Here is an 11,334-nt window from a genome sequence, read left to right on the forward strand (position 1 = left end):
AAGACGAAAAACCTCTTTCATTGTTAGTGTCGGAACTCCAATGATAACTGATTTTTACGTCTTGGTGTTTTTTTATTTAGTTTTTCTTAAGGTGGCTAACTTGATTATAAAATTCGCCTATTTTTAAACAATTAAAAAAACAGCATCCATTCATATACGTAAAATCAAACGTAATTATGAATAGACGCTGTTTTTTTTTGCTATTTTCAAATTAATCAGAAAGTTTGAATAGAAGAACTATCCCTAAATCATTAGAAAAAAATAAACCATAGAACCAGGATTTAGCTCGGAACAAAAAACGCGATTGGGCTCAGCCGCCAAATTTTCCTTATCGCTTTAGCGATTAGGAAAAGGCCAATCTTTGAGATTTTTCCGGGCTTGAAAAAGCTCAAAGTTGTGCCGGCAGCGTTCCAGTCCCAATCGCGTTTTTTGTGGAGAGCGGCATACTTCACAAAACCGCAGACTATTTTCTATACCCATACATAAAGTAAATAATTACTCCTAACAAAATCCAGAAGATAAATGTTATCCAGGAATTGATGCTGACTTGAGTCATTAAAATCACACATAAGATGGCTGAAATTGCTGGTAGCCAAGGATAAAGTGGAACTTTGAAATCACTCTTAGGAACGTCACTGCGATGTCTCAAGCGGATGATACCTAAGGCGACGAAGACAAAGGACAATAACGTACCGATATTGACTAAACTGGTTAATTCTTGTAGCGAGACGAATCCACCTAACAAGATTGCTAGAAGAGAAATTGCATTGAGTGACAGGATTGGCATTTTTGCTTTGGAATCAATTTTTCCAAAGGCTTTAGGAATCATGGCGTCACGGCCTAAGGCATAAATCAAACGTGAACCGCCATAAACGGTATTGAGCATCATCGTGAACATGCCGGCGAGCGCTCCGATACTGATCAGGAAGGTCACTTTACTAAGTCCTACTTGTTGCAAGGCATAGACGACTGGATCGGAAACGTTCAAATTTTTGTAATTGACCATTCCGGTAAGGACAGCCGACAAAATGACGTACAAGATCGCACAGATTGCTAGTGAAACCATGATACTGATGGGGATGTTTTTTTGCGGATTCTTTACTTCAGGAGCGGATGAAGGAATAACGTCGAATCCTAAGTAAGCAAAAAATACTAAGGCCGCTCCTTTTACAACGCCCATGCCACCCATTGGAAAATAGGGATGGTAATTTTCTGGCTTGATGTAGAAGAGTCCGATGACGATAAAAGTTAAGACAACGGCAATTTTGACGAATACCATTACCGTGTTCATGCGAGCAGAAGCTTGAATTCCTTGTCTTAATAGTAGATAAATCAAAATTAAAACGATCACGGATGGCAAATTGATAAAAGTTCCGTTACTGGGTGAAAATGGTCCTGTGATGGCTTTTGGTAAAATGACACCTAATCCTTTGAAGAGACTGACAAAATACGCTGAAAAGCCAGATGAGACCGCTGAGACACCTAAAACGTATTCTAAACATAGCGCCCAGCCGATCAACCAACCAGGAAATTGACCAAAAATAATACTGCCGTATGAATAAGTACTGCCAGCGACTGGAAAAGTGGAAGATAATTCCGCAAAACACATCGCTGTTAAGACACAGACAATGGCCGCCAGAATAAAGGAAATCGTGATTCCCGGTCCGGCTGTTCCGTAAGCGACGATACCGGGTAGAATGAAAATTCCCGTCCCGATGAAGGCACCGATTCCCATTGAAATCAGATTGCCTTTAGTTAAGACTTTTTCAAAATGAGCATCACCGGCCACAAATTGCTTGTAGTCGGCTTTTTTAAATAATTTTTCTTTCATAAGAGACCACCTATATATAAGTACAACTTACTTAGATTACTTGTTGGCAAGATAATTTGTCAATAATCTTCGAAAAGTTCTTGACCTAAAGTTAGCTCGAGGGTCTAAGATGAAATCATTGATATTTTACATCGAGGGGGAGAAAGTAATGAATACACCAATTTTAAATACAATTGATCAACCAGCTGATTTGAAAAAACTGTCACGCGAACAGTTGACACAATTAGCTAAAGAAATCCGCCAAGTTCTTTTGAATAAAGTTAGCCAAACCGGCGGCCACGTTGGACCAAACTTAGGTGTCGTTGAACTAACGATTGCCTTTCACACCATCTTTAATTCACCAACTGACAAAGTAGTTTGGGACGTATCACACCAATCATATACTCATAAGATTTTGACTGGTCGTAAAGAAGCTTGGTTGAGTAAGGACCATTTTGACGATGTCAGTGGCTATACAGAACCAGAAGAAAGTCCACATGACTACTTCAACATCGGTCATACCTCAACTTCTATCGCACTAGCAACTGGGATGGCTAGTGCCAGAGATTTACAAGGTAAGAGCGGTAACGTGATGGCAGTTATCGGGGATGGTTCACTTTCTGGAGGTCTAGCTTTAGAAGGTTTGAACATCGCTGCTACTTTGAAGTCTAATTTGATTATTTTGGTCAATGATAATGAAATGGCTATCGCTGAAGATCACGGTGGTATCTATGAAGGACTAAAAGAATTGCGTGACACTAACGGTCAAAGTTCCCACAATCTCTTTAAAGCCATGGGGCTTGATTATCGTTATGTTGAAAATGGTAATGATATTGCAACAATGCTGGACACGTTCAAGGAAATTAAGGATATCGACCATCCAATCGTCTTGCACGTTCATACTGAAAAGGGTCACGGTTACCAACCAGCTGTCGATCACAAGGAAGCTTTCCACTGGCATGTACCATTTGATTTAGCTACCGGAAAAACTTTGCATCCAGTCACTGGTGAAACTTACACTGACGTCATTCACAACCAATTGGAAAAAGAATTTTCAGCAGGTACACCAATTACAGCTATCACGGCGGCAATTCCTGGCGGTTATGACTTGAAGCGTTTTGGGAAAAAGCATCCTAAAAATTACTTTGATGTCGGCATTGCTGAACAAGAATCAATTACGTTAGCAGCCGGTCAAGCTAAGATGGGAATGCATCCAATCGCCTTTGAGTCAGGAACTTTCTTGCAAAGAGCTTATGACCAATTGTCACATGATTTAGGTATCAATAAATTGCCAGTGACGATCATGGTTTCTGGTGGCAGCATCAGTGCCGGAGATCCAACTCACCAAGGAATTTTCGATATTGCTATGTTGAGTAACATTCCTGGATTGACTTATTTGGCTCCAACAACTAAAGAAGAATTACAAGCCATGATGCATTATGCTTTGCACCAAAATAACGGACCAGTTGCAATCAGAGTTCCAAGTAATGGCGTTCATTCAAGTGAACTTACTGATTTTGATGCTCATAAGATGAATGTCTTACAAAAGGGTCAAAAGGTTGCTATTCTAAGCGTTGGTAGCTTGTTGCCACTAGCTCAAGAAGTTCAAAACGATTTAGATTTTGAAGCCACAATAATCGATCCACGTGATATCTCCAAACTAGATGAAGCAACTTTGACTAGTTTAGAGAAAGACCATCAACTAGTGGTCACGCTTGAAGAAGCTAGTTTAAGTGGCGGCTTTGGTGAAAAAGTCAGTCGTTTCTATGGCAATACTGACGTTCATACTTTGAATTTCGGTGCCGCAAAACGATTCAATGATCGTGAAACTACGGATGAATTGTGGCATGAATTTAAATTAACACCAGAACAAATCGTAATGGAAATTAACGCTAATGTATAACAAAAAAAACCTGGACAAGTTCCAGGTTTTTTTCGTGTATTAATGATGCAATTTAAATTCTAGGTAACGGTCGTTATATAACCCGACCTTAGCTGGTGCGAGGTCCTTATAAATTTGTAAGTGGCGAATTGTTTGATCGTCCGGATAAAACTGGCGGTCGTTTCGAATGGCTTTTGGCAATAACGCTTTGGCCTTCTTATTGGGTGTTGCGTAACCAATGTATTCCGCGTTTTTTGCTGCATTTTTTGGTTCACTCATGAAGTTTAAGAAGGCGTAAATGGCGTCGAAGTGCTTGGCTGTTTTCGGAATGACTAGGTTGTCGAACCAGAGATTACTACCTTCTGAAGGCACAACGTAGTGTAAGTGCTTGTTTTCATCCAGCATTTCACTGGCCTCACCGGACCAGTCGACGGCGATGGCGGCTTCGTTTTGAATCATGTACATTTTAATTTCGTCAGCGACGATTGCCTTAACATTAGGCGATAATTGATTTAACTTATTGCGGGCTGCCAAAAGGGTCGCTGGGTTGGTCGTATTCATCGATTTGTTCATCGATGCGAGTGAAAAACCCATTACATCGCGGGCACTGTCAATCAGCATAATTTTATCACGGTACTGGGGTTGCCAAAGGTCGTTCCAGTGATTAATACTACCCGGTTTGACGAACTTATCGTTGTAAATGATTCCGAGCGTCCCCCAGAAGTAGGGCACTGAGTAGCGATTATGTTTATCGAAGTTAAGGTTCATGAAGCGACTGTCGTAGTTAGCCATACCGGTTAGGCGTTTCTTATCGAGTGGTAATAACAAGTTGGCTTTTTTCATTTTTTCGATCATATAGTCACTCGGCACTGTTAAGTCGTAACTAGTCCCGCCCTGTTTGATTTTAGTGAACATGGCTTCGTTGCTGTCGAATGTTTCTACGTTGACGTGGTAGCCGGTTTGTTTTTGAAATTTAGTCAAAAGACTAGGGTCGATATAGTCGCCCCAAGTATATAAATTCAACACCTTTTTGCCAGTACTGCCGGAAGTGGATTGCAGCTGGTTAGCGCCGAACGCCAATAGGCCACACACTGCGAATAAGGCGACGATGATACTTAGTAGCTTTTTCATTTGCGGTGCCCCCTCGTATTAGCATGCCGGTGCCGGCTACTGTATTGGTTAATGAAGTAGTAGCCGATAACTAGAATTAACGCCATTAGGAACATGAGACCAGACAGCGCGTTGATTTCCAAGTTAATGCCTTGACGCGCCCGCGAGTAAATTTCAACGGATAGGGTCGAAAAGCCGTTCCCAGTGACGAAGAAGGTGACTGCGAAGTCGTCGAGTGAGTAGGTCAGTGCCATGAAGAAACCAGAAAGGATGCCTGGCATGATGTATGGAATTGTGACCTGGCTCAATAATTGCCAACTGTTGGCCCCAAGATCGGCGGCCGCGTCTAACAAACTCCGACTCATTTCCTGAACTTTTGGTAGGACCATCAAAACGACGATAGGAATCGAGAAGGCGATGTGACTGAGTAAAACCGAACCGAAGCCTAATGGGATTTTAAGCGCCGTGAAGAAGATTAAAAAACTGGCCCCGATAATAACGTCTGGTGACACCATTAAAATATTGTTCAGTGAAAGTAACGTATTTTTAGTGATGGCGCGGGTCGTTTGACTAATTCCCAGCGCTCCGAGCGTCCCAACAATCGTGGCTAGGATTGATGAAAGTAACGCAATGAGTAGGGTGTCCAAAAAAATCGCAATCAGGCGACTGTCGGCAAATAAGTCTTGGTAGTGTGCCCAAGTAAAACCGTGGAAGTTGTTCATCGTGTCGCCCTTACTGAACGAGTAGACGATTAAAAAGATGATTGGTGCGTACAGGACGATAAAGACGAACCAGAGGTATAGGTTGCGCCATTTAAAGTTATGAATCTTCATTTCGTCATCCCCCTTTTTGCTCGGCGTTTACTACCACCGGTCAGGCTCATGATGATGACCATCGCGATGATCAAAATTACTCCGATAGTTGAACCCATTCCCCAGTTCATAGTCGTTAGGAAGTGTTCTTCAATTGCGGTCCCGAGGGTGATTACCTTGTTACCACCAATCAAACGCGTCAACATGAAGAGTGATAATGACGGAATGAAAACGGCCTGGACGCCAGCTTTGACTCCCGGCAAGGTCAGTGGAAAGATGACCTTACTAAAAGTCTGCCAGGACGTGGCCCCAAGGTCTTTACTAGCGTTAACGTAGGACGGATTCAGTTCATTGATCGAGTTGTAAATTGGCAGGACCATGAACGGAATTTGAATGTAAGCTGCAACGAAAATAAAGCTAAACTTGGTGAACAAAATTTGTTGTGGAGCTATGCCGATGAAGTGTAAAAACTGGTTGGCAATTCCCGCCTGACTGAAAATACCAATGAAGGCGTAGGCTTTCAATAATAAGTTGATCCAAGTCGGCATGATGATGAGTAGTAACCAGAGTTGCGGATGCTTAGTGGCATTTAGCACGTAGGCGGTCGGGTAACTGATCACCAGGGTTGCAAAGGTAATTAAAAACGCGTACCAAACGGAATTTAAAGTCATCGTCAGATACGTATTGGACGAAAAATAAGTTTGGTAATTGCTTAGTGTAAAGTGGCCGTTGATGTCGAAAAATGATTGGTAGACCAGTAGGACTACCGGCGCAATCACGAACAAGCCGATCCAAAGTATGTAGGGAATAAAGTAGGCTATTTGCCGACTTAACCGTTGTTTACGTTGCATATGCAATCCCTCCTAATCATCTTCGTATTTTTCCAAGCGGGCGTCGAAGGCCGCTTCGGTTTCGTTAAGGCGCATGACATGGATGTCTTGTGGGTCAAAAGTCAATCCGATCGGTTCACCTTCATCCGCTGGGTTAGTTGAGTGGACCAGCCACTCGTTGCCGTCAGTATCGTAAGCGACAATTTCAAAATAGTTGCCGCGGAATAGTTGGGAATCAACGGTGACCACGAGTTTACCTTGAGCGGCTGCCACGATGTCCAAGTCTTCGGGTCGCAAGACTACTTCAACGGCTTCGTTAGGCGGGATACCGGCGTCGGCACATTCAAAGGACTTGCCCACGAACTCAACTTGGAAGTCCTGAAGCATTTTGCCAGGGATGATATTACTTTCACCGATGAAGTTGGCGACGAAGTGGTTGATTGGTTCGTCGTAAATATCGACTGGTGAACCACCTTGTAAGATTTCACCAGCGCGCATGACAAAAATTTCGTCACTCATGGCCAGGGCTTCTTCCTGATCGTGGGTCACGAACAGGAAGGTAATCCCAAGACTTTGTTGTAATTCGCGCAGTTCGTACTGCATATCTTTTCGTAACTTGGCGTCTAGGGCAGATAATGGTTCGTCCAGTAACAGGACTTTTGGCCGCATGACTAAGGCTCTTGCAATTGCAACCCGTTGTTGTTGACCACCAGAAAGTTCACTGATTTCACGGTCACCGAAGTCGGCGAGTTGAACCATTGCGAGAGCCTCGCTGACCCTTTTATCAATTTCAGTTTTGGAAAGTTTATTAAGTTTTAATCCGAACGCGACGTTTTCTGCGACGTTTAGGTGTGGGAACAGCGCGTAGTCTTGGAAGACGGTATTGACTTGACGTTGGTTGGCGGGAAGGTCGTTAACGACTTGACCGTCGAATTCGACGTCACCGGTCGTGACGTCGGTAAAGCCGGCAATTGTCCGTAAGATGGTCGTTTTACCACAACCGGAAGGCCCCAGTAACGTGTAAAATTTACCGGCTTCGAGTTCTAAATTGATATTTTTGAGGATCTGAGTGTCCCCGTAACTTTTACAAACATTTTTTAACCGAACAATCGGTTGGGTATTAATGGCCAAGAAAAGGACCTCCTTGTGATTTACAAATAAGACGCGTTGGTAACCAGAGTAAACGTACAGGGTGTTTGACCAGCATTACGAACTTGGTGCGTCTGGGTCGCGTGATAATAAAGGGTGTTGCCGGCAGCCGCACGGCGGTGCAGTGCCAGGCTGTAAGTTTAGTACCGAGCTTTAATTATAGAGGAAAATGACGCTGGGGCAAGCTAAAAATCGCTGGTGATGCCCCGTTAGTTTGGTTAAACGACTAAAAGTTAAAAGATGGATATTATAAATAAAATCCGACGTGTTGGGGTCTTATTGTATAAAAAAAGACATGAGCTTACTCATATCATCATAATTAAGGCGTCGAAACCGATCATGTAGGCGCATTCACGTCTATGTCTACCTTACAACATTCAACTACTTTAATTCATCATTCTTTTAAACGTTTTTCTAAATTGTACACTTATCTGATATTTTGAGAATTTCAAATATTCGAAAGTTTATTGTGTTTTGTGCTTAAAAAGATGTGATAAGCTTAGCAAAGTAGGAATATTAGGGAATGGGGGGGAATTATGAAAAAAATAAAAGTATGGTGGGCGGTTAATGCCTTTTGGCTGTTATTATATATTTTTACGGCATTATTCTTATATTTTAGACGAGTTGATGCAGCGGGAGTGGTACAAAACAATCCAATAAAAATGGTGAATATTGCCGTTATATCGGTTGCTTTTTTGATTGTTATTGTATTACAACTGGTAATACTGCATTTTATTAGAAAATGAAGTAAGTGGACATCGGTATAAAGATTGATAATGCAATTCGTTGCATTATTTTTTTTACAAAAAAAATAGCCCTAAAATTAATTAGGACTACGAATTAATAGATTACTTTAATTTTGATGCAGCAGCGTCATCAACGATGATTGTTACATCTGGGTGGTTTTGCAAAGCGCTTGCTGGGCAGTCTTCTGTAACAGGACCGTCAACAGTTGCGGCAATGGCGTCAGCCTTAGCTTCACCGTAAGCTAGCAGAATGATCTTCTTAGCTTTCATGATTGAGCCGATACCCATTGAGTAAGCAAAACGTGGTACGTCTTTTTCATCTTCGAAGAAACGTGTGTTAGCTTCGATGGTTGATTCTGTTAGACCAACTTTTCTAGTTGTACCGTCAAATGGTGAACCTGGTTCGTTGAAACCAATGTGTCCATTTCTACCAATACCTAGAATTTGTAGGTCGATAGGATTTTCTTCAATGATCTTGTCGTATTCTTTTGTAGCAGCTTCAGCGTCAGGATTTGAACCATCAGGAACGTATGAATTCTTGAAAGGTTTCTTGTTGAATAGGTGATCCTTCATGAAGTAGTGGTAACTTTGTTCGTTATCAGCATCTAATCCCACGTATTCATCCAAGTTAACTGATGTGATGTTAGAAAAATCAAGGTCACTGCTTGTCATTTCGTTGTAAAGGGTGATTGGGCTACTACCAGTAGCTAAACCAAGAACTTTAGCACCATTTTCAAGGTCCTCTTTAACAAGTTTAAAAGCTTCTTTACCGCCCATTTCGGTATTCTTAACTTTAATTATATTCATCTTCAAAAATCTCCCATCTCTATTTATCTGGTCTAGTCCAATTTAATTCATTTTAAGGGGATTGTCAATCTATTTGATTAATAAAATAAAAAATAATAGAAATTTTCTATAAACCATGCAAAATCTTCACAACTTAGGTATATTTTTTAGTATAGAGATAAAACTAAAGAGGCAGAATAATTTGGAAAAAATATTATCTACATCCGAGGGTAACGTCAACACAAATCTAGTTGGATCAGTTAACAGTGAAAAGATTATTGTCTTACTACCTGGTATCAACGGTTCAATTGAGTATTTCAATGAAATGATCCCCTATTTAAAAGACAAATACACCGTTATAGCGCTCGATCTATTGGGGCAAGGCAAGTCTTCTAAGGTCAAAGGTGGCCACTATACGATCGACTCTCAAGCTTGGAATATGCTCGAAGCAATCGCTCGCTGGAAGATCACTAACCAATTGATTATCTTTGGTTACGGTGTTGGTGGACTCATTGCGGTAAATATGGCTGAATTGCGTGGTTTTACGGTCTCAAAACTAATCCTTTTGAACACGCCGGCCACTGACAAGTACGCTGAAATGGATGCTAGTTCACGAGTTGCCAATATTCCGTTGTTAGGTAAGTTGGCAAAATCTCCAGTTAAGTCCAATTTGTATTTTGCCAAAGATTTTGACAAGAAAACTCTGGCAGATCCGAAAATTGTCGATGAAGCAGCCAATTTAGTCGATCGCAAGGTTGAGAAAAAGTTGCAAGGGATGTCTTCAGAATACTTGCGCGAAAAATTCTTGAACAAGCGCTTGCGTAAAATCAAGATTCCTACACTAGCGCTATATTCTAGGGATGACCAAATTTTAACGGAAGCTGGTATCAAGGATGCTAAAGCCACAATCGGTCGGGTGCCTGATTTGACGATTGAAGACGTTGATGACGCCGGTCATTTGGCAATGTTGGAACAACCACAAGTTATTGCTGAAAGTATCATTGATTTTGACGAATCTACGGTTAAAACTGAAGAAGAATAATACTAAAAAAACACTCCAAATTGGGGTGTTTTTTGTTTTGAAAAAGCCTCCATTTGTAGTTATAGTTAGGTCAAGGAGGGCGTGATGAAAAAACGGCGATGGCTTTATTTTTTGGCAATGATTTTTGGAATTATTTGTGCAAGGCAGACAGTTTTGGCGGATGTTTCTAGTGGTCCGAATACGGGAAAATTTGTTTATCAGGACAAAGAGTATATCACCAACGGTCAATACGATAAATTAGTGAAAATCAATCGTGGTTTGAACGTTGGGCCGCACCCGCAATCACTCAATTTGATTATTAAAAGGCATTTTACTGAAAACCCTGACGAGGACCAGATTAATTTAAATACCGGATTTAATTTTTTGAATAAGAATCGTTCGCTGTGGTTAGGCAGTTCAGAAGGCCATTCAGCGAGCTTTTCTAAAAGATGGGGTTCTGGCAGCAATTTTTTAATTGTTGATCTACAAAATAATTTATTGTGGTTTTACCCTAGTGGGCAGGCTTCGTCTTTTTTGACGGATTATGGCTACTCGGGTTATCGTTCGGGATATAATTTTAAAATTGAACACAGTAATGCTTCGAGAAAAATTGATGTGGCGCTTGAGGTGGCAGATGAGATGACACCGGAATTAAAAAAGGTGGCGAGAAGTAAAAAACGATTGCACAATTTGAGTTATGAAGATCTCTATAAAATTTTTACCAAGTATTTGATTATGGGAATCTTTCTCACACAAATTATTGTGGCAATTATTTATACGATGACGAAGAAAAAGGGTCGTGGTCCTTATCAGCCAGAAATCAGTGATTCTTATGATGCCGGATTCAACGAAGGATATTATTATGGGAGAAATGATCCCTCAAATTAGGAGGTAAAGATGGCTTTTATCGAGTATTATTATGGTCTGATTGTCATAGTTGTCGCAATGTTGATTTGGAGTTGGATTGTTTATGTGATGATGGATATTCCTAAAGGATCTTCGCCTAGACAAGTTAAGATTGGTAAAATTTGTCGTTATATTATGTTATTTAGTGGCTATCTTTTTATTATTGGTATTCAGTTGGATATGATAATAATCTTGCCAACTTTGCTAGATTATTACTCATAAGAGCTAATCCAATTTCTATTTTTGCGTTCTCGAGTCCTCGAACGGACAGACGATTGAACG

At 41.0% G+C, this 11,334-nt stretch carries 11 protein-coding genes; 5 read left to right on the plus strand and 6 right to left on the minus strand.

The window, feature by feature from the left end; translation table 11 throughout:
• Positions 1–463 precede the first annotated feature (463 nt).
• The gene (locus EGT49_RS11865) at positions 464–1,831 is read right to left on the minus strand and encodes an amino acid permease (RefSeq protein WP_135374590.1); all 1,368 of its coding nucleotides are present in this window, start codon (positions 1,829–1,831) and stop codon (positions 464–466) included.
• 148 nt (positions 1,832–1,979) lie between these two features.
• On the opposite strand from EGT49_RS11865, the gene EGT49_RS11870 reads away from it, so the two are divergent.
• Positions 1,980–3,713: a 1-deoxy-D-xylulose-5-phosphate synthase gene (locus EGT49_RS11870; protein ID WP_135374591.1), complete on the plus strand. Its 1,734-nt coding sequence runs from the start codon at positions 1,980–1,982 to the stop codon at positions 3,711–3,713.
• Between the two features lie 39 nt (positions 3,714–3,752).
• Here EGT49_RS11870 and EGT49_RS11875 read toward each other — a convergent pair whose 3' ends face one another.
• The 4 genes from EGT49_RS11875 to EGT49_RS11890 are packed head-to-tail and all read right to left on the minus strand — an operon-like array spanning position 3,753 to position 7,575.
• Complete coding sequence (locus EGT49_RS11875) at positions 3,753–4,823, minus strand: ABC transporter substrate-binding protein (RefSeq protein ID WP_135374592.1); 1,071 nt, start codon at positions 4,821–4,823, stop codon at positions 3,753–3,755.
• Positions 4,820–5,635, minus strand: coding sequence for an ABC transporter permease (locus EGT49_RS11880; protein ID WP_135374593.1), 816 nt, complete (start codon positions 5,633–5,635; stop codon positions 4,820–4,822). Before EGT49_RS11880 ends, EGT49_RS11875 begins: the two co-directional genes overlap by 4 nt.
• The gene (locus EGT49_RS11885; protein ID WP_135374594.1) at positions 5,632–6,465 is read right to left on the minus strand and encodes an ABC transporter permease; all 834 of its coding nucleotides are present in this window, start codon (positions 6,463–6,465) and stop codon (positions 5,632–5,634) included. The genes EGT49_RS11880 and EGT49_RS11885 overlap by 4 nt, the downstream gene beginning before the upstream one ends.
• A 12-nt stretch (positions 6,466–6,477) precedes the next feature.
• Complete coding sequence (locus tag EGT49_RS11890) at positions 6,478–7,575, minus strand: ABC transporter ATP-binding protein (protein ID WP_135374595.1); 1,098 nt, start codon at positions 7,573–7,575, stop codon at positions 6,478–6,480.
• A gap of 554 nt (positions 7,576–8,129) precedes the next feature.
• Here EGT49_RS11890 and EGT49_RS11900 point away from each other — a divergent pair.
• Positions 8,130–8,339, plus strand: coding sequence for a DUF3923 family protein (locus EGT49_RS11900; RefSeq protein ID WP_135374596.1), 210 nt, complete (start codon positions 8,130–8,132; stop codon positions 8,337–8,339).
• A gap of 102 nt (positions 8,340–8,441) precedes the next feature.
• Here the strand turns inward: EGT49_RS11900 and EGT49_RS11905 are convergent, their stop codons facing one another.
• On the minus strand, positions 8,442–9,146 hold the full coding sequence (locus EGT49_RS11905) for a glucosamine-6-phosphate deaminase (RefSeq protein WP_135374597.1): 705 nt from the start codon (positions 9,144–9,146) through the stop codon (positions 8,442–8,444).
• Positions 9,147–9,327: 181 nt separating this feature from the next.
• Here EGT49_RS11905 and EGT49_RS11910 point away from each other — a divergent pair, with 181 nt between their 5' ends.
• The 3 genes from EGT49_RS11910 to EGT49_RS11920 all read left to right on the plus strand — a co-directional run bounded on the left by EGT49_RS11910 (position 9,328) and on the right by EGT49_RS11920 (position 11,274).
• Positions 9,328–10,167, plus strand: coding sequence for an alpha/beta fold hydrolase (locus EGT49_RS11910; RefSeq protein ID WP_135374598.1), 840 nt, complete (start codon positions 9,328–9,330; stop codon positions 10,165–10,167).
• Positions 10,168–10,251: 84 nt separating this feature from the next.
• Positions 10,252–11,034 (plus strand): hypothetical protein, encoded by a 783-nt coding sequence (locus tag EGT49_RS11915; protein WP_135374599.1) that lies wholly within the window; start codon positions 10,252–10,254, stop codon positions 11,032–11,034.
• A gap of 9 nt (positions 11,035–11,043) precedes the next feature.
• Entirely contained in the window at positions 11,044–11,274 is a 231-nt protein-coding gene (locus tag EGT49_RS11920; protein WP_135374600.1) for a hypothetical protein, read from the plus strand.
• Positions 11,275–11,334 lie beyond the last annotated feature (60 nt).

The organism is Companilactobacillus suantsaicola (assembly GCF_004745525.1).
Taxonomy (GTDB): Bacteria; Bacillota; Bacilli; order Lactobacillales; family Lactobacillaceae; genus Companilactobacillus; species Companilactobacillus suantsaicola.

Bases quoted from the DNA above. Each gene is read 5' to 3' on its own strand.
- EGT49_RS11865 (WP_135374590.1), bottom strand. From the start codon at position 1,831: ATGAAAGAAAAATTATTTAAAAAAGCCGACTACAAGCAATTTGTGGCC.
- EGT49_RS11870 (WP_135374591.1), top strand. From the start codon at position 1,980: ATGAATACACCAATTTTAAATACAATTGATCAACCAGCTGATTTGAAA.
- EGT49_RS11875 (WP_135374592.1), bottom strand. From the start codon at position 4,823: ATGAAAAAGCTACTAAGTATCATCGTCGCCTTATTCGCAGTGTGTGGC.
- EGT49_RS11880 (WP_135374593.1), bottom strand. From the start codon at position 5,635: ATGAAGATTCATAACTTTAAATGGCGCAACCTATACCTCTGGTTCGTC.
- EGT49_RS11885 (WP_135374594.1), bottom strand. From the start codon at position 6,465: ATGCAACGTAAACAACGGTTAAGTCGGCAAATAGCCTACTTTATTCCC.
- EGT49_RS11900 (WP_135374596.1), top strand. From the start codon at position 8,130: ATGAAAAAAATAAAAGTATGGTGGGCGGTTAATGCCTTTTGGCTGTTA.
- EGT49_RS11905 (WP_135374597.1), bottom strand. From the start codon at position 9,146: ATGAATATAATTAAAGTTAAGAATACCGAAATGGGCGGTAAAGAAGCT.
- EGT49_RS11915 (WP_135374599.1), top strand. From the start codon at position 10,252: ATGAAAAAACGGCGATGGCTTTATTTTTTGGCAATGATTTTTGGAATT.
- EGT49_RS11920 (WP_135374600.1), top strand. From the start codon at position 11,044: ATGGCTTTTATCGAGTATTATTATGGTCTGATTGTCATAGTTGTCGCA.